Annotated in this window: 19 protein-coding genes and 1 pseudogene; 5 read left to right on the top strand and 15 right to left on the bottom strand. The window is 51.1% G+C overall.

What is annotated here, in order from left to right; genetic code table 11:
• The first annotated feature begins 23 nt into the window (after positions 1-23).
• Positions 24-1,550 (top strand): ferredoxin:protochlorophyllide reductase (ATP-dependent) subunit B, encoded by a 1,527-nt coding sequence (bchB, locus tag NDA02_RS02590; protein WP_348254360.1) that lies wholly within the window; start codon positions 24-26, stop codon positions 1,548-1,550.
• 86 nt (positions 1,551-1,636) lie between these two features.
• Positions 1,637-1,912 (top strand): hypothetical protein, encoded by a 276-nt coding sequence (locus tag NDA02_RS02585; protein ID WP_190792714.1) that lies wholly within the window; start codon positions 1,637-1,639, stop codon positions 1,910-1,912.
• A gap of 2 nt (positions 1,913-1,914) precedes the next feature.
• On the opposite strand, the gene NDA02_RS02580 is transcribed toward NDA02_RS02585, so the two are convergent.
• From NDA02_RS02580 to NDA02_RS02520, 13 genes and pseudogenes are all read right to left on the bottom strand, one after another.
• A complete protein-coding gene (locus NDA02_RS02580) occupies positions 1,915-2,277 on the bottom strand; it encodes a VOC family protein (protein WP_190792713.1) in 363 nt (120 codons plus the stop codon).
• Between the two features lie 33 nt (positions 2,278-2,310).
• Positions 2,311-3,312: an aromatic ring-hydroxylating dioxygenase subunit alpha gene (locus NDA02_RS02575; protein WP_190792712.1), complete on the bottom strand. Its 1,002-nt coding sequence runs from the start codon at positions 3,310-3,312 to the stop codon at positions 2,311-2,313.
• Positions 3,313-3,336: 24 nt separating this feature from the next.
• Positions 3,337-4,329, bottom strand: coding sequence for an ABC transporter permease (locus NDA02_RS02570; protein ID WP_348254358.1), 993 nt, complete (start codon positions 4,327-4,329; stop codon positions 3,337-3,339).
• Positions 4,330-4,449: 120 nt separating this feature from the next.
• On the bottom strand, positions 4,450-5,493 hold the full coding sequence (locus NDA02_RS02565; protein WP_190792710.1) for an ABC transporter permease: 1,044 nt from the start codon (positions 5,491-5,493) through the stop codon (positions 4,450-4,452).
• Between the two features lie 17 nt (positions 5,494-5,510).
• Positions 5,511-7,055: an ATP-binding cassette domain-containing protein gene (locus NDA02_RS02560; protein WP_348254356.1), complete on the bottom strand. Its 1,545-nt coding sequence runs from the start codon at positions 7,053-7,055 to the stop codon at positions 5,511-5,513.
• Between the two features lie 97 nt (positions 7,056-7,152).
• Positions 7,153-8,445 carry a BMP family ABC transporter substrate-binding protein gene (locus NDA02_RS02555; RefSeq protein ID WP_242067415.1) on the bottom strand — a complete coding sequence of 431 codons (1,293 nt, stop codon included), beginning with the start codon at positions 8,443-8,445 and terminating at the stop codon, positions 7,153-7,155.
• Positions 8,446-9,248: 803 nt separating this feature from the next.
• Entirely contained in the window at positions 9,249-9,803 is a 555-nt protein-coding gene (locus NDA02_RS02550; protein ID WP_190792708.1) for a DNA starvation/stationary phase protection protein, read from the bottom strand.
• A gap of 276 nt (positions 9,804-10,079) precedes the next feature.
• Positions 10,080-11,039 (bottom strand): bestrophin family ion channel, encoded by a 960-nt coding sequence (locus tag NDA02_RS02545; RefSeq protein ID WP_348245959.1) that lies wholly within the window; start codon positions 11,037-11,039, stop codon positions 10,080-10,082.
• Between the two features lie 37 nt (positions 11,040-11,076).
• Positions 11,077-12,234, bottom strand: a complete 1,158-nt coding sequence (gene carA / locus NDA02_RS02540) for a glutamine-hydrolyzing carbamoyl-phosphate synthase small subunit (RefSeq protein WP_348254354.1) — start codon at positions 12,232-12,234, stop codon at positions 11,077-11,079.
• Positions 12,235-12,484: 250 nt separating this feature from the next.
• A pseudogene (locus tag NDA02_RS02535) lies at positions 12,485-13,219 on the bottom strand (class I SAM-dependent methyltransferase).
• 225 nt (positions 13,220-13,444) lie between these two features.
• On the bottom strand, positions 13,445-13,765 hold the full coding sequence (locus NDA02_RS02530; protein ID WP_348254352.1) for a hypothetical protein: 321 nt from the start codon (positions 13,763-13,765) through the stop codon (positions 13,445-13,447).
• A 127-nt stretch (positions 13,766-13,892) separates the two neighbouring features.
• A complete protein-coding gene (locus tag NDA02_RS02525) occupies positions 13,893-14,747 on the bottom strand; it encodes a DNA-formamidopyrimidine glycosylase (RefSeq protein ID WP_190789732.1) in 855 nt (284 codons plus the stop codon).
• Positions 14,748-14,845: 98 nt separating this feature from the next.
• Positions 14,846-15,094, bottom strand: a complete 249-nt coding sequence (locus NDA02_RS02520; protein ID WP_190789733.1) for a photosystem I reaction center subunit IV — start codon at positions 15,092-15,094, stop codon at positions 14,846-14,848.
• A 505-nt stretch (positions 15,095-15,599) separates the two neighbouring features.
• Between NDA02_RS02520 and NDA02_RS02515 the strand changes: the two genes are divergently transcribed.
• Positions 15,600-17,063, top strand: a complete 1,464-nt coding sequence (locus NDA02_RS02515) for a hypothetical protein (RefSeq protein WP_348254350.1) — start codon at positions 15,600-15,602, stop codon at positions 17,061-17,063.
• Positions 17,064-17,100: 37 nt separating this feature from the next.
• Here NDA02_RS02515 and queA read toward each other — a convergent pair whose 3' ends face one another.
• Positions 17,101-18,246 (bottom strand): tRNA preQ1(34) S-adenosylmethionine ribosyltransferase-isomerase QueA, encoded by a 1,146-nt coding sequence (gene queA, locus NDA02_RS02510; RefSeq protein ID WP_190789622.1) that lies wholly within the window; start codon positions 18,244-18,246, stop codon positions 17,101-17,103.
• Between the two features lie 155 nt (positions 18,247-18,401).
• Between queA and NDA02_RS02505 the strand changes: the two genes are divergently transcribed.
• Together NDA02_RS02505 and NDA02_RS02500 are read left to right on the top strand one after the other, a co-directional pair.
• Positions 18,402-18,791: a hypothetical protein gene (locus NDA02_RS02505; protein WP_190789621.1), complete on the top strand. Its 390-nt coding sequence runs from the start codon at positions 18,402-18,404 to the stop codon at positions 18,789-18,791.
• A 275-nt stretch (positions 18,792-19,066) separates the two neighbouring features.
• Positions 19,067-20,536: a phospholipid carrier-dependent glycosyltransferase gene (locus tag NDA02_RS02500; protein ID WP_348245946.1), complete on the top strand. Its 1,470-nt coding sequence runs from the start codon at positions 19,067-19,069 to the stop codon at positions 20,534-20,536.
• On the opposite strand, the gene trmB is transcribed toward NDA02_RS02500, so the two are convergent.
• Positions 20,533-21,171, bottom strand: a complete 639-nt coding sequence (trmB, locus tag NDA02_RS02495) for a tRNA (guanosine(46)-N7)-methyltransferase TrmB (protein ID WP_190790283.1) — start codon at positions 21,169-21,171, stop codon at positions 20,533-20,535. The genes NDA02_RS02500 and trmB overlap by 4 nt on opposite strands.
• Positions 21,172-21,319: the final 148 nt, after the last annotated feature.

The following is a 21,319-nucleotide window of genomic DNA, read 5'->3' as shown; positions in this document are numbered from 1 at the left end:
CAGCATACGGAGATTTTCGGTTTATGAAATTGGCTTACTGGATGTATGCCGGACCCGCTCACATTGGCACGCTACGCATTGCCAGCTCCTTTAAAAACGTTCATGCCATCATGCACGCGCCTCTGGGGGACGATTATTTTAACGTCATGCGTTCCATGCTGGAGCGAGAGCGCGACTTTACGCCCGTGACGACAAGCGTGGTCGATCGCCATGTATTAGCGCGGGGATCGCAGGAAAAAGTGGTGGACAACATCACACGCAAAGATGCCGAAGAGCACCCCGATCTGATTGTGCTGACGCCAACCTGCACCTCCAGCATTCTTCAGGAAGACTTGCAAAACTTTGTCGAGCGTGCCCAGATCGAGGCAAAAGGCGATGTGCTGCTGGCGGATGTGAATCACTATCGCTTCAATGAGCTTCAGGCAGCCGATCGTACGCTTCAGCAAATCGTTCGGTTCTACATCGACAAAGCTCGCAAAAAAGGTGAACTGATCACCGACAAAACCGAGAAACCTTCGGTGAATATCATCGGTATCTCAACCCTGGGCTTCCACAATCAGCACGACTGCCGCGAACTGCGAAAGCTGATGGGCGATCTGGGCATTGAGGTGAATGTCGTGATTCCTGACCAGGCTTCGGTGCATGAGCTGAAAACCCTGCCGCGCGCCTGGTTTAACCTGCTACCCTATCGTGAACTGGGCTTGATGACCGCTGAATATTTGCAGGCGCAGTTTGGTACTCCGTTTGTGGATATCACGCCGATGGGTGTCGTAGAAACGGCACGGTGCATTCGGGCAATTCAGCAAATTGTCAACGCACAAGGGCACAGCGCAGATTACGAACCCTTTATCGATGAGCAAACGCGATTTGTGTCGCAGGCGGTCTGGTTTTCGCGATCGATCGACTGTCAGAACCTGACTGGAAAAAAAGCGGTCGTGTTTGGCGACAATACGCACGCGGCTGCTTTAACGAAAGTTTTGGCAAGAGAAATGGGCATTCGCGTTGTGCTGGCGGGAACGTACTGTAAATACGATGCGGAATGGTTTAGGGAACAGGTCAGCGAATACTGTGATGAAATCTTAATCAGCGAAGATAACGCCGAAATCGGAAATGCGATCGCCCGTTTAGAACCTGCCGCCATTTTTGGAACGCAAATGGAACGCCACGTCGGCAAGCGTCTGGATATTCCCTGCGGCGTGATTGCGGCTCCGATTCATATTCAGAACTTCCCGGTTGGCTATCGTCCGTACGTGGGCTATGAAGGCGCAAACCAGCTTGTGGATCTGGTGTATAACTCCTTCACGTTGGGCATGGAAGATCACCTGCTGGAAATCTTTGGCGGTCACGATACCAAAGAAGTGATTACCAAAGGCATGTCGGCAGAATCTGACCTCAACTGGAGCAAAGATGGCTTAGCCGAACTGAATAAAATTCCCGGATTTGTGCGCGGCAAAGTGAAGCGAAATACCGAAAAGTTTGCCCGCGATCGAGGAATTGAATCGATTACGGCTGAGGTTTTATATGCTGCAAAAGAAGCAGTTGGTGCATAAGTTTTGAGACGGTGTTTGACATCAGAATGAGTGAAGTCCTTTAGAATAAGGGGTGGGCTAAGCCTGCCCTTATTTTTTGTTGAATGATGACTCCTGAAAACTTAGAATCTGAACGTCTCTATACTCGCTTTGTTGCGATCGCCAAAACCCTTCAAATTGTCGGCTGTTTGTTGATTGTAGCGATCGTCGTTTTCTTTTTAACCAGTGTTCGAGTGGTCGGCGCACCCGTTCCGCTGTCGCTGATTATGGTTTTGTTTTTGCTGATTGTCGTGCTGATTGGAATTATTTATTTAGCAACTCAGGGATTGATTGCGATCGTTGATTTACTGAGTCGAATCGAGCAGAATACGCGACCCGAATAGTATTACTCGCTGCGTCGAGTCCCAAAGAAACCTAACAAATTGCCAAACGGATCTTTGACCTGGCACATCCAGCTTCCATCGCCGCGATCGAGCGGACCGCGATATAAAACTGCACCCATTTGCATCGCTTTTTCCAGTGCAGTATCGAAACAGTCAACACGCCAGTAAGCGACCTGCCCGGCAGTTCCGGCAGAGACTTTGCGATCGGCTTCACTAAACCAGATTTCCTGATCACCCACCAACACAAAAAAATGATCGGGATGATCGAGATAGGTGATGGGAGCATCAAATAGTTTGGCATACCAAGCGGTTGCTTCATGACGATCGGGTACAAAATACATCAGTTCAACAATGCGCTGAAACATAGAATTTCTAACTCAAATTAATACGTTATTAGATCAGATCGTGCCATAAGTAACGCCTAACTGTTTGAGCCATTTGCGATAGGCAAGCGACCCTCGATCGCAGGGCAAATGAAATTCGAGCTGCGGGGTATAGAGCGGCAATTGTTGAGGCGAGTGGGATTCCAGGTTTGCACCATCTTGAGCAAAAACTTTTTCCTGAAATGCTTGGGCGGCAGCTTCATCCATTTCTTCTTTGAAGTTGAACGTGAGGCACATCCAGCCAATCATCTCAACTTCGCTGACCGGTGTAACAAAGTAGAAAATATTGAGCAAATGTCCATTTGGCATTGTCTTTCGCAGCACGGCAACGAGTGGACGCAGTGCCCAGTAGTCATACTGCACAAACGCACCCTGCCCTGTACCGTCGGGGTCGGGCTGCCAGTAGCGAATGTCGTGGAGCCACACGCCAGACTGATCGATCGTCACCTGGTAATCTCCCACTTCCGGCTTTTCGCGGCTGCCCAAAATGCCCTCATGCACAAAGGAGAAATGCGCCACGTCGAGGAAGTTTTCGATCGCCCGATAGCCGTTCGCGCTACAGGGATGAGGTCCAGTAATCACGCGACCGTACGCCGGATCATGCCACTCAGCAAAGTCGGGAATCTCCTGCTGCGGTTCTCCTAGAGAAACAAACACCAGTCCATATTTTTCCTGCACGGCATAGCGGCGAACGCAGGCTTGCTTGGGCGGAATGTAATCTGGATGAGCAGGCACATCAACACATCGACCGTCCGGGGCATAGGCTAACCCGTGATAGCTGCAAATGACGCGATCATCGACAATTTTTCCCTGAGAGAGCTGCACACTGCGATGGGGACAGCGATCGTCCCAGGCACAAACCTCACCCGATTCAGTCCGCCAAAGTACCACATTGGCATCCAAAAGACGCACAGGAACGAGAACCCCCGGCTGAAGATCGACGGAACGGGCAACCCCATACCAGTCATTCCAGATCACAGAATCCGCTAGAGCTTTCTGCTGAACAGTTTGCTGCATCGTGTTCCTCCTATTTAACCCTGTTTAATCCTGCTGAAACACCCGTCCCAAGGCGGCAGGCGGCGTACTGTGAATCATTTGCCCGATCGATCGACTGACAGCAGGCGGAAGACGTTTGAGGAGACGTTCGAGCCATTCACTCGAAGTCAATACGAGGAATAAAATCATCAATACAAATGGAGCAACGGTGAGAACCTGCGTGGGAACGTTGGGTAACGCACTTTGGGCAACGCTGGCTAAAGATTGGAGAATGCCAAACAGATAGCAGCCAAACGCAGCCCGTAACGGATTCCAGCCGCCGAAAATGACGATCGCCAATACAATCCAGCCATAGCCTGCGGTATGCCGATGACTCCAGCCCGCTTTGAAGTCGAGCGAAAACGCTGCTCCGGCAATGCCCATCAACGCGCCGCCCAACAGGGTATAAAGATAGCGCATCAGCACCACATTCGTTCCGCGCACAAATGCCGCTGCAGGCTGTTCGCCGATCGCCCTTAGCATCAGTCCTGGACGGGTGCGATAAAAGAAAAACGCCGTGCCAATAATCAGCAGATAGCTGCAATACACGAGCAAATCGCTTTGAAACAAAAGCGGTCCCAAGAGCGGAATATTTTGCAGCAGCGGCAGCTTGAAACTGGGCACAACCGGCCCCGGAATTCGCACAAACGGGTTGCCCAAAAACGAAGACAAATCGGCACAGAGCAATGCCAGCACAAACCCGATCGCCACCTGAGATTGCTGAAGCGTCAGTGCCCCAAAAGCCACGATGAGCGCGATCGCTGCCCCCGTAATCGCCGCCGCCCCAAATCCCAGCAGCAAGCAGGGCACTGTACCCATTCCTTCAGTGGTTTTCGCGACTGCAAAGCCGACCATGGCTGAAAGCAAAATGGTTCCTTCAGCAGAGAGGTTGATGACGCCAGCCCGTTCGGTAATCGTTTCGCCAACGGCAGCAAAAATCAGGGGCGTGGAGGTAGCGATCGCGACGGCGAGAATGGCGATGATTTGGGCAGGAGTCATGCGGGTAGAGAGGGGATGAGTGGAAGGGTGAGGGGACGGGGAAATGGGAGGAGCAGGGAATAGGATTCAGGATCTTGTGGAGTGGGTGTCCTGACGTGCCCATCGCCGCAAATTTTTGGGTTAGCTTGTGGGTTGCGTAGGCGATTGTTTGCGCTGGCTGAAGCCCCGTCCCAGGAGGGCGAAGAGAACGATCGTGCCCTGGATGACGCCGGAGAGAGAGGATTCTAGATCGAGCGCGAGGGGAAGTTGAAGGCTGCCAATGTTGAGGGCACTGAAGAAAAAGCCGATCGGGAGAATCAGCCACGCATTCGAGCCGATGAGCATGGCGATCAGCAGCGACAAATAGCCCAGATTGCTGGAAACGGTGGGAATCAAGCGATGGAAGACGGCAAGCACCTGCAATGCGCCCGCGAGTCCGGCACAGGCTCCGCAAATCGCAAACGCGCTCAAAAGCTGCTGAATGGATGGGATGCCGAGAACGTAGGAGGCTCGCAGGTTTTGACCCACCGCTTTGAGCTTCAGCCCGAAGTAAGTACCGCGCATGACCACGATCGTCGCTGCCAGCACCAGCAGAGCCAGAATTAAGGCGATCGGACTTGCTCCTGTGCTGCCAAAGGTAGGTAGCCAGAGGGATTCGCTAAACTGCTCTGTGCCGCTCATGGAGGCAACGCCCGGACGTTTCCAGGGACCAAAAATCAGATAAATTGCCAGCCCGTCGGCGACAAAGTTAAGTCCTAGTCCGGCAAAGATTTCATTGATGCGCCCGTAGACGTTGAGGATGCCTGTCAGCAGTCCCCACAATGCCCCGCCCACAATGCCTGCCCCAATTGCCAGCACAATCACCACAAACGGCGGCAGCACATCCTGAAACAATTGAATCGGAACCATGGAGGCGATCGCCCCGAAGGAAATCTGTCCCTCAATGCCCAGGTTATACAGCCCAGCCGTGAAGGTAAACAGCAGTCCACAGGTGCAAAGCACGAGCGGAACCAGCGTCATCACGACCCGCGCAACCTGATCAGAAGTGCTAAATGCCCCAGAAAACATATTCGTCAGCACCTCGATCGGAGAACCGCCCACCAGAACAATGACAACGGCAATAAACAGCAGCGATAAAACGATCGCGCTGGCTTGATAAACAGTCGATTGAGAAAGTTTGGGCATGGCGAGAAGATGGGAAACTAACCCATGACGTTTTGCTTGGTCGATTGCTTTGCAATTTCCGGTGTAGGGTAATCAGGCGGGCTATCTGCGTTGAGCAGCGCATCAAATCGACCGCCAATCATCTGTCCCAGGCGATCGACTGTCAACTGTGAAGCATCAATCGGCTGAGACATTTTCCCACTGCTGAATACAATCACCCGATCGCTGTACTGCATAATCTCATCGAGATCGGAAGAGGTAAACAAGATCGTTGTGCCGCCTTCGCATCGGGCAATCAACTGCTGCCAGACCCACAGCGTAGACTCAATATCCAAGCCGCGAGTCGGCTGTTCCATTAACAGGAGGTTGAGCGGGACAGGTAAAAGCGAAAGCTGGGTACGCTGCTGGTTGCCGCCGGAAAGCCGCTCGACTGTGCTGCTCGGTTTGCCACGAATGTTAAACAGGGCGATCGATCGCTGGGTTTTGTCCAGAATGTCTTTCCAATCAATAAACCAGCTTTTCGCAGGAGTCCGCAGGGCAACGTGCTCTTGAATGGTTAAACCCGGAATCAGTCCTTCTCGGAGGCGATCGGCGGGCGAGTAGCCAATTCCCCCATTCAGATACGCCGGATAAGGCTGCTGCGTGAGGTTTTGTCCGTTAACGCAAATTTGTCCGGTAGGCGTTTTGAGCAGTCCGGCGCAAAGCTGAAGCAAAAGCTGTTGACCGCTGCCTTCGAGCCCGGCTAAGCCAACGACCTCGCCCTGATTCACCGTGAGCCGATCGATCCGAATCTGAAGCCGATCGCTGATCAGCATCACGTTTTCCAGATCGAGGGCAATTTGGTCTCGCTGGGTCGGCGGTTTGACGGGAGGAGCCAGTTCATGTCCAAAGATCAGGTTAATTAGCTCAGCCTCAGCACAGGGCACGGGCAAATTTCCCACCACCTGACCCTGACGCATCACAGTGAGGCGGTCGCACAACTGATTCACGTCTTCGAGCTTGTGCGATACAAAAATCACCGATTTACCCTGGTCTGCTAACTTGCGCGCTGCTGCAAACAAAGCGTCTTTCTGGGCTGCCGAAATGCCAGTTGTTGGCTCATCCAAAATCAGCGTATTCACGCCCAGTGAAAGCAAGCGCAAAATCTCAAGCTGCTGCCGTTCGCCGACGGTAAGATTGCCCACTTTGGCGTAGAGATTCAAATCAAAATTAAATTGAGCTGCTAGCTCCCGAAACTGCCGCACGACCCGCGATCGAGCCATTAGCAGACTGCCCGACTTGCCCACCATAAAATTTTCCAGGACGCTTAGGGGCGGAAAATCGAGCGGATCTTGGTGCAGCATTCCGATTCCGACCTTCATCGCATCGGCGGGTGTGCGAATCTCGGTTTCCCTACCGTCCAGCAGCAATCGACCGGAATCCTTGGTGATAAAGCCGCTGAGAATCTTGACCAGTGTACTTTTTCCCGCACCGTTTTCGCCCAGCAGTCCGTGGATGCTCCCTGCCTCGACCGTAAGCGAAATGCGATCGTTTGCCTGAACCGTGCCGAACCGCTTGCTGATGTCCTGAAGTTCAACTCTCATAGCAAATCCCTGAAGAGGCAAATTCCTGAAAGGCGGCAGAAAAAAGGCAAAGGGATCAGCCATTGGTCTGACCCCCCTTTCTTTATTATGAGCTGATTTACTTGCTGGCTCCTTCCATTCCCTCTAATAGCTGGGGCATATACCAAATCTCTTGATCGGTTGCCGTCTTACCATCTGCTACAAAGGTGCTGCCGTCTTGGAGCTTAATCGGACCCTTGTACGGGTTAATGCTGCCATCGCCCAAGCCCTGAATGAACTTGTCCAGCGAGGCTTTCTGGTCGCCTAGCGCGTTCCCCGGCAGGAAGCCAATCATCGAGGCTGGGGCGTTAATGTCCTTCCAGTCGGGACCGAGCCAGACAAACTCACTTGGCATTTCACCGCCCATCGTTTTCTGGATCGCCGTCTCATAAGGAATTCCCCAGTTGTAGTAGGGCACGCCTAAGCAGATATCAGGAGCCAGATCGCAGCCGCCCTTAAAGTCGTAGTGGACATACTTCACGGCTTTGCCTGCCTCCGCCGCTTTCTTCGCCTGGGCAGACACTTCGGGCGTGTCAATTCCCGACATCACCACATCGTAGCCGCCGTTGTAATAGTCATCTGCCACTTTAGTCGGGTCGAGCGTTTTACCCGGAATGTTAAACCAGAAGCCGATCCAGGTGACTTTGAAATCCAGGTCAGCCGCTGCCTTGTTGCGATAGTTTTCCCAGCAGTGCTTTGCGCCCAGATAAGCCGCGGAAGTGTATCGACGAGTTTCATCGTTGATCAACGGACCAACGTAGCCGATCTTGCCGCTCTCGGAACCCAGGGCAGCGGCACAGCCTGCAATCATTTTGCCGTACTCCATCCGCCCCATGATATTACCCAGGTTCGGCTGATTCTTGAAGTTCTGACCCTCTTTCCAGGCATAGTCGCCCGACGCATGAACGACCGCCACATCAGAATGCTTTTTTGCCGTCTCCAGCGCATCGTCTTTAAAGTCATCCGAGTTGAAGATGACCATTTTTGCGCCTTTAGAAATCAGATCATCAGCAACCTGTGCGCCTGTGATGTTGGGGCGATCGGCAGGGTTGACCTTATCCACATACTCAAACTTGAGGTCGGGCATTCTTTGGAGAACTTCCTGCATTCCGTCGTAGTGTGCCTGGTTCCAACCCGAATCGTTGCGCGGACCCACCAGCACCATCCCGACCGTAAAGGGATCACCGCCCCCCGCCGCTGCACCATCCGCCGCCGGACTCGAAGTGGTTGCCGTGGGGGAGTTTGAAGAAGTACCGCAGCCGACAATTAGGCCAAGCGTAATGGAAAACAGCGCAACGCTGCGCCAGAACCCACGCAGATAAAACCGTACCGGAGAAACTATTTGCTCTAACAAGCGAATCATCTTGTTCATTGAATTAGTTTGAGACGCAAAAACCAACGAATGGCACAATTGCAGAAATTGAACAGAACTTCGTTACAAAACTTTTAGGATACGATGCTCAACCCGCTTTGGCAGAGCAGCAGGATTCGCAGATGGTTTAAAGGTCACACTTGACTTACGCACAGATTGTTCACGCACAGATTGTTTACGAATGATTTAGGGAAAGCAATCTAATAAACCCCGATCAAAACTTTACTATCCTGCCCAAGCACCCTGCCCAAGCACCCTGCCCAATTGCCTCGCCCAATCAACTGACGGTCAGCAGACGTTTGGACAAGCGATGTTGTCGATCGCCGTAAAACGCATGCATCACCCGTTGATTATAGGCTGCACTAGGCTGGCACTAGGCTGATCATAGGCGAAAAGTTGAGAACCTGGCAGCAAAGGAATTTTAATCTGTGGAAGCCAGAAATTACCTAACTTTGAGATTCCTTTCGATCGCTTAATCTGCCTTTTCAATAAACGGTAGTGATCACAACAAACAGCCTCATTATGATTGCTGACCCAGTCGGAAATTGTAGTTCAAATTACAGTCGTACAAACTGAATGAGTCGCTCGATCGGATGAAGTGTGAGCATCCCGGTTCTACAAAAAAGCCGCCCATCCCATCACGGGAGAGACAGCTTATTTTCTCTACTTATTTTCCCTGGGGAATTGGGCTAAGGACTTGAGGAGTTACTGTTGCCCTTGACCAAATATCTACAAGGGGAATCCCTGTAAGGGGGAACTGCTTCGCCTTGCAGCGTTACTCTGGGAGGTTAACCCAAAAACGGCTAATTGACACTCGCTAGCGTAAATGCCGGAGTCAGGCTGTCATGCGCCAGGAAGTGATCCAGGTGGAACGCTCGATCTTCGGTTTGCAGCAAGATTTGCTCATAGAGCAGGCGCGTGGCTCGATCGCCTAAACTCTCTGCTTGAGCTGCCTGCTGCCGAATGACTCCAATGATTGCCTGCTCTGCTGCTAAGTCATGGACAACCATATCTCGACAAGAGAAAATACCGTCCGGTTCTACAGTGAAGCAGCAGAGTTCTGCCAGTTTGGTGAAGCTTGCTGCTGGAACGCCGCCCAGACCGTTGAGCCGCTCACCAATGGCGTGAACGTGATCCTGCACTTTTCCGTATGCCTCATCAAAGAACTGATGCAGCGAATAAAATTCTGCACCTTCCACCACAAAATGATGCTTTTGATATTGCAAATAGAGGGCTTGAAAGCTCGCTAAAGTGATATTTAGTCCTTCACAAATCGCTGTGGTAACGTTTTTCTCCAGCAGGATTGGATTGTCCCGAACCTGGTCGAAAGCTTGAATAGCGGATGCGATCGTTACCATATAAGTTTCCTCTCTCAGCAGATAGAACTGCTAGCTATCGTTGGCTGTTATCCGGGTGAGGAAAGATCAACGATTCAACATTGATAATTCCTGCTTTGCCTTTAATCTAGAGGAGAGTTTATCGAACCGTCAACTATTAAAAAATACTTTGCAGTAATCTAATAGAAATCATTTGCAATTATTCGCAAGGAGTAATTATCTACCAAACAGCAGATGCTTCTTCTTCAGCCTTTTCGTCGAGCGATTTCCTTACATCAAATTCGATTGAGCTTAAAGTTAACTCACGCTTTCACGCTGAGAAGTTTGCTCTAGAAAAGGGGGAATATGCCGCTTTCTTTGCAGGGCGCTGCTTGGCTCCAGCAGCATCAGTTCCTCAATGTTTTGTTGGATGGTGGCACAAATGCTATCGAGCGGTAAGTCGTTTGCGTCGTGACCAAAAGGATTTTCAATCTCAATTCCAATTTCCTCGATCCCAAACATAATGAAGCTAATTAAAATGACGATCGCCACTGTCCATCCATGCAGCTCTGCCACAAATTGAAATGGCAGCGTCAGGGAATAAAGTAGCAAAACCTGCTTGAGGTGAATTCCGTAAGCCAGCGGCATGGGCGTTTTCAAAATGCGTTCGCAGCCTCCCAGACAATCTACCATTGCATTGAGCGACTGCTGCATCTGAGAAAACTGATAGACATTCAGGCATTCCCGCTGATATTGATACTGCAAATAATCCTGAATCCAGAAGGCAATTTCGAGCGGCGGATTATGCAGTGTTTTAAGCGTGCAGTACTGCGAATGAGGCACTAGTTTTTCTAGCTCCTCATTTACCGGTTCCTGCCTCAGATGCCGCTTCACTGCAACTGAAAATCCAGCTAGCAAAGACAAAATAATTTGCTTATTCTGGCGGTCTTGCAGATCTTTTTCAATAACCGAAACCCAAATTTGTCGTGCCAAATTGCGAGTGGCGTTCACAAGACTGCCCCACAGCTTGCGTCCCTCCCAAAACCGCTCGTAGGCAGTATTGGTGCGAAACACCAGCATCAGCCCCAGGACGACATTTGGAATCACGCCCGCTAACACAGGCAGACCCACTGGATAACCTAATCGATCGAGCAGCACAACGCCGATCGCAAAGAGCCCACACACCAAGGTACGCGGCAAAACCGCCGGAATCACCGATCCTCGCAGCCGCAGCGCCGATCGAAACCAGGATTGCTGCGTTTTCTTAACTTTATGCATGGTCAGGAAACCGGATTAAAAATAAGCAAGAATTACCCTATCCTGCCCTTTGCTGGCGATGTTCGCGCATGGACTGCACAAAGTTATCGAACAAATAATCTGCGTCGTGGGGACCAGGGCTGGCTTCCGGGTGATACTGTACCGAGAACAGCGGCAGCGACTTGTGACGCAATCCGGCAACTGTACGATCGTTCAAATTCAGATGCGTAATTTCTACGTCTGCATCTGGCAGGGAGTCTGCGTCGATCGCAAATCCATGATTCTGACTGGTAATTTCCACGCGCTGATGCAACCCGCAGGGCTGATTTAAGCCGCGATGCCCAAACTTGAGCTTAAACGTTTCACCCCCCAGCGATAGACCGAGAATCTGGTGTCCCATACAAATGCCAAACATCGGCTTCTCGCTTTCCAGCAAGGCTCTTGCCGTCTCGATGCCCTCAGTTACTGCGGCAGGATCGCCCGGTCCATTCGAGAGGAAAATTCCGTCTGGATTGAGCTTGAGGATTTCCTCTGGCGGCGTATCTGCCGGAACCACAATTACTCGACACCCGTAGCTTGCCAACCGTCGCAGGATGTTGCGTTTGATGCCAAAGTCGATCGCCACTACGGTCAACTGTTCCCCAGTAGCACTGTCTAACGTGGGGCGAAACTCCCAGGACGATTCAGTCGGGTCAGCCCATTCGTAGACTTTTTGCGTTGTCACTCCCCGCACTAAGTTCAAGCCTGCCATGCTCGGAGCTCTCTGCACCTGAAGCAGCAAATCCGCCGGATCCAGCACTTCGGTTGAAATTGCCCCGTTCATTGCCCCCGTTGCTCGAATCTTGCGCGTCAGCGCGCGGGTATCAATGCCGTAAATTCCAATAATGTGATGTCGCTTCAGATAGTCGGGCAAGGATTCAGTCGATCGCCAGTTGCTCGGACGGTAACAGATGTTTTTGGCGATCGCCCCCCGCACATGAGGACGAATTGATTCTTCGTCGTCCGGGTTTACTCCGGTATTGCCTAGCTCTGGATAAGTAAAGGTGACAATCTGCCCCTCGTAGCTGGGGTCGGTCAGCACTTCCTGATAGCCTGTCATGCCCGTATTAAAAACGACTTCACCGATCGTCGTTCCGGTCGCCCCAAACGACCATCCCTGAAAGCTGGTTCCATCCGCAAGGACAAGCAGGGCAGGTTTGGCATCTGAAAAGAGCATAGGTTCCCATGAAAGTCAGCGTTATCTATATTAGAGCGCGATCGGTGGGAGTGGGACAGGGAATTGTCAGGATTACAGGATTTGTGGGGAGCAGAGGAGCAGGCGGGCGAGAAAGGTGAGGGGCGATCGCTTGCTCTATCGGTCTAATGACCAAGATAAGCGGTTGCAAAAATTTCTAAGACCACATCAGGACTTCTTCAATCCGCTCTAACACGGTTGTTATACGGCGATCGCTTGCTCATTTGCAATTTCATCTTGATTTATGTGCAATAAAGGCAGCATGGGCTTTTGGTAGTTTATATTGACCATAACTACGCATGACTGGAATCTGGAACCCTATCTCACGAAGTTTTTCAGCCATGTCTTTCGCCTTGTACAGTCGTAAATGATGTACTTCTTCATCTCGCCTGTAATGTTCTCCCACTTTTCGTAAAGTGATAATGCGACGAATCAATATTGACTGCTCTTGATTCTCCTCCTTCTCAACAAGAACTATTCAGTCTTTCCCTTCAGTAAAACTCTGAGTTTTATTTCCTTGCATCCCCTATCCTGGTTCTGCAATATCAAAGAGGAACACACCTCCTGGAGTTAATGCGCTGTAGATGCGATCGAAGAGTTGAGTCAGCGTGTGGCAATTGTTATCTGTATCAAATAGATAGTTGAAACATTCACCAATTGAGACAACAGCATTGCAAGACGGGATGTTGGTCTTAAACAATGACTCCACTCGAAACTCAGCACCCGGAACTCTGGTTCGAGCAATTGCAACCAGAGGCTCAGAAATATCGATTCCAAGAACATGATAATGAGCCTTGCTAAGCTCTAAGGCTGATAATCCACTTCCACATCCCAAGTCCACTACTAAACCTTCTCGAATCCTATTTTGATCCAAAATATCAAGGATGCCAGGAGCGGATTTGAGAGCATATTCGCTGTGACCAACATCATGAATGTATGCAAGGTCTTCCTTGTACCAATTTTGCATCTCTTCACTCCAGCAAATTATTGCGTGAATTTCTACAATTGCGTCTCACCAATAACTAATAACTGAAGGGTACTGTCTCCACTCAGGGCTGAGTTGTATAACGGCGACATTCACCGGCTGCCAGTAGCCTCTCATCCTAGCCGATCGCTTTCAACAGTCCGGTGCAATGAAGGGTTGGGGTACGGTAACTAGGACTGAGCCTCACCCAACATCTAACCGACAACATTACCCCTCGGAAAGAATGAGCAGAAGAACGACATTTAGCAGCGCAGTTACAATACCTCCCAAAGCTGCACCTTTAACTAAATCCCACTTTCGTGAGCGAGCCGCATAAATCAGTAATGGAGTAAGATACAGGGCTTGAGATACCCCTATAAATATTCCTGTAAAACCAACTAGGTTTATGTCAACACGGTTGGGACGTATAGGATTTCCAGGGGTGTAATACCATGCAAAAAGAGCAATTCCGAAGCAGGCAACAACTAGATTAAACACGACTATCAGGAAGGCATTGAAAACAATTTTGCGTTCATCCTCCACTTGCATAAAGATTTACCAACCACAGTTACTAAACTGTAGCTATCTTGCCGATCGCCGTAAAGTGTTGCCCTATTACTTCACTGATCCTCTATTTCATTACGTTGAACCAACCCATTCTGCATTAGGGAAATGGTTAAGCAGAGGGCTGACAGGTCGGGCAATAATGCGCCGATCGCCCCGCTAATTTAATTCGCTCGATCGGGGTTTCGCAGTTGCGGCAGGGTTCGCCTTTGCGATCATAAACCCAGGCAATGCCGCCGTAGTTACCGTTAATGCCCTGGATGTCTCGAAAGTCGCTAAAGGTGGTTCCGCCTGCGCCAATGCTGTCTTGCAACACTTTGATAATTGCCTGATGAAGCTGTTTGACCTGCTCTGGAGTGAGATTGGCTGCCAGCGTTTCCGGGCGAATCTGGCTCAGAAACAGGGACTCATCTGCATAAATATTGCCAATGCCTGCGACGATCGCTTGATCCAGCAGCGCGTTTTTGATCGGACGCTTGCGGTTTTGCAGTCGCTCTGCGAGATACTCAACCGTGAAATCCGGTGAAAGCGGCTCTACGCCCAAGCCTTGCAGTCCAGAAATCACCGATCCAGGCGATCGATCGGGCGGCACGTACCACATCTGACCAAAGGTGCGCTGATCGACAAATCGCAGTTCACGATCGTTGGGGAAAAAGAGCCTGACGCGACAGTGCTTTTGCAGCGGCTCATCCTGCAACATCCAGAGCAACTGTCCGGTCATTCGCAGATGAACTCCTAGCCAGCCCGCAGGTTTTCCAGCATCGTTTACCAGTTCTGCCAGCAGATATTTGCCGCGACGCTGCCACTGGACGATCGATTGACCCATTATGCCTTCTACAAATTCCGCAGCAGAAAAGGGGTAGGCGATCGTGCGATCAAGCAGCACAGTCCCACCCCTGATCGATTGATTCAGGGTCACGCGATTTAGACCCCGACATACGGTTTCAACTTCAGGCAGCTCAGGCACGGCTAAACAAAAATGGGAACAGGACTGCTAGAAAACTTTACAGCGATAGGCTGCAATGCTTTAGACAAGTTCCGATTCCCATTCTAGCCTTTAGTAACTTAAGCTTTGGCGGCTGGCTTGGTAGCAGGCTTTGCCGGAGCTTCAACTTCTACTAGCTCGTTGAGGGCGAAATTGTTGGTGTTCACGCCGCCTGCCGAACCGCTGTATCCGCTGTAATTCACGGAGTCAAACCGGACAACTACTGGATAGCGAATGCCGCTTTGATCGATCGAGGCGACCGTTCCGACTTCGTTGTACCAGAAGGACGTTTGGCGGAGGACTCGAACCTTTGAACCGCGTTGAACCATGGCTCTTTTCCTTTGGGATTTGCTTTGATTAAAAATCAATTCCGCCAGATTCAATCCATTCCAATCAATAGAAAATCTATCGAAAGGTCGATGATCTGGGGAAGAAAACAGACAGGAATCGTCTTACACCTTAAACCGTTTTTGATCGGACATCAACCCGATCGAAAATTGATAATTTGCTGAGTTTCGACACAATTCTTCAAATCAATCTAAACCTGCAATAACGCTGCCCCTAAGCCTGCTAAAAGCTGCAATTCTGTGCCAGTTTCCTAACACTTGCGCCCTGCCGATGGGAATGCGATCAATCCCAGTTCATCACTCAATGCTAGGAAAGAGCAATGAATCAGGCAAACAATGCCAAAATTGCTGCCTGCGTGCTACGTCAACGCTTCCTGATTAAGGCAAAATGTTCCCTAGTGATAAATCATCACTTTGATACTTCGATCAATCGGGGTTGATTGACTCGTTTTGTTCACACAGGCGATCGTTTAGGGAGCGGGACAGGATGAAATGGCGGAGTGTGGTGAAGCGCGTACTGGCTCCGATGCTGGTGCTGGTGTTGAGTTGGGCAATGGTGAGCTGTAGTCAGTCTGGCAGTATCGCCCGCAAGCCGCTGCTGTCGCGATCGGGAAATCGACTGGCAGAAATTGCGCCGCCTAGCATGATTCAGGAACTCAAGCAGTACACCGACATTTATCAGCCGCAAGTGACGATCTTGAGTCCACGTTCTGACGAGGTGCTGGAAGACACGCAAACCTCTGTTAAGCTTCAGGTGCGCGATCTGCCCTTGTTTAAGGACGAGGAATTTGAGCTGGGCTATCATCTGCACTTTATTTTGGACAACCAGCCCTATCAGGCGATTTTTGATGTCGATGAGCCGATCGTTCTAAGCGACCTCGAACCCGGAACCCATACCATCCGCGTTTTTGCCTCCCGTCCCTGGCACGAGAGCTTTAAAAACGAAGGAGCCTTTGCTGAAACTACCTTCCACATCTTTGCCAAAACCCCTGAAAACAATCCCGACCCTCACCAGCCCTTGCTGACCTACAGCCGTCCCAAAGGGAACTACGGTGCGGAACCTGTCCTGCTTGATTTTTATCTTACGAACGCACCGCTTCACTTTGTCGCTCAAGAAAATAGTGAGGACGCGATTCCCGACTGGCAAATTCGCTGCACCATTAACGGAGAAAGCTTTACTTTCGATCGCTGGGAGCCGATTTATCTACAAGGCTTAAAGCCTGGAAGAAACTGGGTTCAGCTCGAACTGCTGGATGAAAACGGCAACCCGCTGCCCAATGCGTTTAATAACACGATTCGCATCGTCAACTATCAGCCCAACGGCACCGATGCCCTATCCCGCTTGATTCGGGGAGAAATTCCGCTGACGATCGCCCGTCGCCTTACCGACCCCAACTACACGCCACCTGCCCCCGAACCCGCTGCGGTCGAAGAAACGCTCGAAGAAGTGACCCCCGCAAAAACGCGAGAACCAGATCAGGAAACTTTGCCCGAGAAAACCGGGAACGAAATGACTGAACTGCAGCCCCAAGCCATCCCCAATGCTTTCGATCGCGCAACTGAACAGACTCCCGTAGAAATTCCGGCTGAATTAGAGCAGCCCGACGATGAGGAAAGTATTCGAGAAGAGTTAGCCGATGAAGTGAAAGAGCAGCTTCAAAACGAACTTGAAGCATCCCCATCGGAAGCAGCAGGGAAAGCCAAGGACGATCGCTCGCCCCTCCTGATTCGCCCGGTAGAGCAGCCTGCTCCCGAATCCGCTCAACCCAATGCTCCGGACGCAGCTCCCCAGGCAAAACCGCCTGTCCTTCCCTCAACGCCTAAGCAAGACGACCTGCCGCCTACCCTGCCCGAAATCATTGAGGAGCCGGACATTCCGACAACGCCTGCTCCCCCCCCTTCGCGATTGCCTGCCCCGATTCCACGCTTCCTGACCTTCCTAAACCGATAAGTCCTGAACCGATAAGTTTTGATGAACTAATCAGCTCTCAGGTCAAGCGGGCTTCTGGCAAAATCAGCATCGCATCTCCAAAGGAATAAAAACGATACTCCTCCTCGATCGCCATTTGATACAGATCGAGAAGTCGTTGTCGCCCAATCAAAGCACTCACGAGCATCATTAAACTCGACTTGGGCAAATGGAAGTTGGTAATTAGCCCTTCGACCACGCGCCACTGAAAGCCGGGATAGATGTACAAATTCGTTTTGCCGCAGTAGGGTTGCAGGGTTCCGGTTTGAGCGGCTGCCCCTTCGAGCGATCGCACGGCTGTTGTGCCGACTGCAATCACTCGTCCTCCGTTCGCCTGGGTTTGCTGAATCTTGTCTACGGTTTCGACAGGAATCTCCAGCCATTCGCCGTGCATCTGGTGCTGCGTAATGTCGCTCGACTCGACTGGACGAAATGTGCCCACTCCCACATGGAGCGTAATAAAGGCGCGCTGAATCCCGGCTTCATCTAACCGTTGCAGCAGTTCTGGGGTAAAGTGCAGTCCTGCCGTTGGAGCCGCCGCAGAACCGGGGCGATCGGCATAAACAGTTTGATATTGCTCCGCATCCGCTTCAGACTCATGGATATAGGGCGGCAAAGGCACATGACCCAGATCCGCCAACAGCGGCAGCAGCGATTGACCGGGCGGCAAGTCAAATTCCAGATAGCGTCCCCCGGTTGCGGGTTCAACGGCTAATACCTTTGCTGTTAGTTTGGGGCGAGGTCGATCGGTTTCGTTTGCGGCAAAACCAGGAGAATTTTCATCTGGAGAATGCTCAGATATTTCGGGAATTTCGTTGCCCCAAAACTCGATTTGCGTCCCCACCTTCACCCGCCGACCTGGTTTTACCAGAGCAAGCCATTGATTGATCTGAGGCTGTTCTTCTAACAGCAAAACTTCAACGTTGCCGCCATTCGGCTTTCGTCCAAACAAACGGGCAGGAATCACGCGAGTGTTGTTGAGCACTAGCAAATCTCCCGGCTGAAGCAGTTCGGGCAGATCGCGGAAACTGCGATGCTGATAGTCTTTCGTACCCACAACCAGCAACCGGGAACTATCGCGCGGCACGGCTGGATTTTGAGCAATCCGCTCTGGTGGCAAAACGTAGTCGTAGGATTCCAGCAGGAGATCAGAATTTTCAGGCATTGCGTCAGGTCTTTTTGAAACGATCGATAAACTAACCCAATGGTCATCAAGTTGGGTGAAATTCCCTATGCAGGTTAGGGGGCTTTTCCCCTATTCCTTCTGGGACTATGACGAGAAGATTAAAGAGTAGCATTTGCAGGATACGACAAGAAGTTATGGATTATATCTACTACCTCGCAAATGCCAGCCTGACATTGAGAATCGTGGAATATCTCCATTCAATGCCCTGGCTCCCTGTTCGCTTTGTCACGGTGATTCATCAAATTGATGGTTGGGTCATTAAGGTAAAGCTAAGCCGCCCACTCGACGCTCAAGACGATGGAGACTTTCGATCGTTTCTCAACGAGCTAGGTATTCCTTACGAACCTGAGATTCGCGTAAGAATGGCGCTCTGGGGACTAGAGACCGGGCAGACTCCAGTGGAGGTAATGCGTCGATATCAGGTGGCAGTTGTGTCGCATGGAAACCCCGATCGCAGCGAAATTGAGGACTTCCGCAAACAGTTTGTGCAGGGCTTAGGCTATTGTCCCGAAACGCTTGCTTAATAACTGGTTCTTAACCCCAGATTGAGCATTATTTTAGAAATAGCCGTTAACAATCTTCTGCTTTCTGGTTCAACGATCGATTCAGAAATTAAAGTTTGGGTGGTGAACTTTGGGCACACAGAGAGTGTGCCTTTCCTTTTTTAAAGGAGAAAAATTGTTCAGGCCAAACTGCTTGCGATCGACCCAAACGACTTCCGGTTATTCCCCGAAGAAGGCACAATTGGGATGTTTGTTTAGGGTGTTTTTCCCTAGCCGTTTCCTCCCTTGTTGCGACCATGCCTTCGATCGCCTTAAAACCCAAGCCTGGCTCTGACGCTTTTCCCTGGTTTAGCTTGGGTCTCGTTTTAATCTTTCTTGGTTCTCTGGGGCTGCGGTTCTGGGAATTGAGCCGTTTTAATACCCTGGTGTTTGATGAGGTCTACTACGCCAAGTTTGCAAGTAACTGGTTGAAGGAAGAAATCATCTTTACCGGACATCCGCCCCTGAGCACCTACATCATTGCTTTTGGCATCTGGCTGGGCGAAAAGCTGCCCTGGAGCGGCGAAGTCAAAAACGGCTTGGCAGGTCTGACGGTTTCTCCGTTTAGCTATCGCTGGCTGAATGCGGTGACTGGAGCTTTCATTCCGCTGATTGGGGCGGCGATCGCCTATCAAATCACCCATCGCCGTAGTTTTGCCCTGATTGCCGGGTTTCTAATGGCGATCGACGGTTTATTTCTGGTCGAGTCTCGCTACGCGCTGAATAATATCTACCTGGTGCTGTTTGGACTGCTGGGACAGTCGGCGTTTCTGGCGGCTCTGCAAACGGAATCGCTCAGACGATGGCTCTGGCTAATTTTTGCAGGCGTTTGGTTTGGCGCAACGGCAGCGATCAAATGGAACGGGCTGGGCTTTCTGCTGGGAATCTACCTGCTTTGGATAGGGGCATGGCTCTGGCAATGGCGATTCCCAACTCAAGGTTTTGCTGAAACGCAGCTTCCTCTGCAAAAGCTAACCCAGCTCCACCTCGGACATTTTTTGATTCCGCTGGCGATCGTCCCCGCGCTTACTTATTACGTAAGCTGGATTCCCTATATGCAGGTCGATGGCTCTGCTCTCAATTTCTGGGAACTTCAGTACCAAACCTATGACTATCACCGTCGTGTTGGCGGTTTAGAGGCGCATCCCTATTGCTCGCTCTGGTTTAGCTGGTTAGTGATGTTTCGTCCGGTTGCCTATTTTTACCAGGTCGGTTCCTCTCCGAACGATCCGGCAGTGATTGCGGGAGTGGCTGCGGTTCCCGGTCAGAGCAACTTTGTCTTTGATGTTCATGCAATGGGAAATCCCCTGCTCTGGTGGTTTTCCACGCTCGCCATTCTGCTCTTTTTGGGTGTGTTTCTGGTTCAGCTTCGGCAAATGATCCGCCCTCAACCGGATGAATCAGGGTCAGCCTTTCGACCTAACTCAACTCGCTGGATCGTTGCCTATCTTGCCCTCAGTTGGGCAGCGAACCTGCTTCCCTGGCTCAGCGTCAAACGCTGCACGTTTCTGTATCACTATATGCCGTCGCTGATATTCGCGATTCTGGCACTCGCCTTTATCCTCGATCGCTGGCTGCAAAGTTCGGTTTACTGGCGGAAAGTAACTGCGCTTGGGGTTTTACTAACGCTGCTGATTGCCTTTATCTTCTGGATGCCGCTCTACCTCGGACTGCCGCTGACCCCTGAAGCGATCGCCCTGCGTCGGTGGTTTCCCTCCTGGATTTAACGACTTGCCCGCTCAAACACAGCACGATAAACAGGTTCTCCTCGCTCCAGGGTCGATCGCTCCCGTTCGGTCTGAATTCCCAGCGGATTCTCTGCTAGCCACTCCTGACTCTGCCGCACAAATGCTGGATGCTCCTGAAACCGATCGCTCATCTCGATCGCCACCGCTTCCACATCCGACTGCAAAAACACTGTTCCCCCTGGAATTAAAAATTTTGCCAGTTCTGCCACAAGTTCTGGCTGCACCACTCGCCGCTTCTGGTGTCGCTTTTTAAACCAAGGATCGGGAAACTGAATGCTGACACGCTGTAAAACGTTTGCCGGTAGGGACTGAAGGAGCGATCGCGCTGAATTATTCGCATTACAAAACAAATAGTGGAGATTCGTCAAACCCACTTCCTCGCGCAGCTTATTTGCCTGGATGACGAGCGGTTCCCTGATTTCGAGTCCTAGAAAATTCCACTGGGGAAACTGCTGCGCCATCTCCAGCACAAACTGACCCCGCGCGCAGCCAATATCCAGATGCAGCGGCTGATTCAGATCCGCATAAACCTTCTCCCACTCAGGCACAGGCGCAGGCTGCTGATACTTATCGCTAAGCGGATTAACATGCTGACGCACTCGAACGGTTGCCACAAATCTACCTCAACGTCTCTCACTACCAACGTCTTTCGCTACCAGCGTCTCACGCTTTCAAAGTCCCCTGGTGTTGAAGGATTTGGGGAGCAATGGAGTACCCTTCACCTCCTCAAATATCCCTCATGCCATACCAGGCTGCGTTCAT

Source organism: Leptolyngbya sp. ST-U4, from assembly GCF_039962215.1.
In the GTDB taxonomy this organism is placed as follows: domain Bacteria; phylum Cyanobacteriota; class Cyanobacteriia; order Elainellales; family Elainellaceae; genus Leptolyngbya_A.
This window is presented reverse-complemented; position numbering and strand designations above follow the sequence as displayed.

What these genes read in the sequence shown, in the direction of transcription:
- NDA02_RS02515 (WP_348254350.1), top strand. Translation starts at nt 15,600, where the DNA reads ATGAAATGGCGGAGTGTGGTGAAGCGCGTACTGGCTCCGATGCTGGTG.
- NDA02_RS02500 (WP_348245946.1), top strand. Translation starts at nt 19,067, where the DNA reads ATGCCTTCGATCGCCTTAAAACCCAAGCCTGGCTCTGACGCTTTTCCC.
- NDA02_RS02555 (WP_242067415.1), bottom strand. Translation starts at nt 8,445, where the DNA reads ATGAACAAGATGATTCGCTTGTTAGAGCAAATAGTTTCTCCGGTACGG.
- bchB (WP_348254360.1), top strand. Translation starts at nt 24, where the DNA reads ATGAAATTGGCTTACTGGATGTATGCCGGACCCGCTCACATTGGCACG.
- NDA02_RS02570 (WP_348254358.1), bottom strand. Translation starts at nt 4,329, where the DNA reads ATGACTCCTGCCCAAATCATCGCCATTCTCGCCGTCGCGATCGCTACC.
- carA (WP_348254354.1), bottom strand. Translation starts at nt 12,234, where the DNA reads ATGCTCTTTTCAGATGCCAAACCTGCCCTGCTTGTCCTTGCGGATGGA.
- NDA02_RS02530 (WP_348254352.1), bottom strand. Translation starts at nt 13,765, where the DNA reads ATGCAAGTGGAGGATGAACGCAAAATTGTTTTCAATGCCTTCCTGATA.
- NDA02_RS02505 (WP_190789621.1), top strand. Translation starts at nt 18,402, where the DNA reads ATGGATTATATCTACTACCTCGCAAATGCCAGCCTGACATTGAGAATC.
- NDA02_RS02520 (WP_190789733.1), bottom strand. Translation starts at nt 15,094, where the DNA reads ATGGTTCAACGCGGTTCAAAGGTTCGAGTCCTCCGCCAAACGTCCTTC.
- queA (WP_190789622.1), bottom strand. Translation starts at nt 18,246, where the DNA reads ATGCCTGAAAATTCTGATCTCCTGCTGGAATCCTACGACTACGTTTTG.
- NDA02_RS02580 (WP_190792713.1), bottom strand. Translation starts at nt 2,277, where the DNA reads ATGTTTCAGCGCATTGTTGAACTGATGTATTTTGTACCCGATCGTCAT.
- NDA02_RS02560 (WP_348254356.1), bottom strand. Translation starts at nt 7,055, where the DNA reads ATGAGAGTTGAACTTCAGGACATCAGCAAGCGGTTCGGCACGGTTCAG.
- NDA02_RS02550 (WP_190792708.1), bottom strand. Translation starts at nt 9,803, where the DNA reads ATGGTAACGATCGCATCCGCTATTCAAGCTTTCGACCAGGTTCGGGAC.
- NDA02_RS02585 (WP_190792714.1), top strand. Translation starts at nt 1,637, where the DNA reads ATGACTCCTGAAAACTTAGAATCTGAACGTCTCTATACTCGCTTTGTT.
- NDA02_RS02565 (WP_190792710.1), bottom strand. Translation starts at nt 5,493, where the DNA reads ATGCCCAAACTTTCTCAATCGACTGTTTATCAAGCCAGCGCGATCGTT.
- NDA02_RS02575 (WP_190792712.1), bottom strand. Translation starts at nt 3,312, where the DNA reads ATGCAGCAAACTGTTCAGCAGAAAGCTCTAGCGGATTCTGTGATCTGG.
- NDA02_RS02545 (WP_348245959.1), bottom strand. Translation starts at nt 11,039, where the DNA reads ATGCATAAAGTTAAGAAAACGCAGCAATCCTGGTTTCGATCGGCGCTG.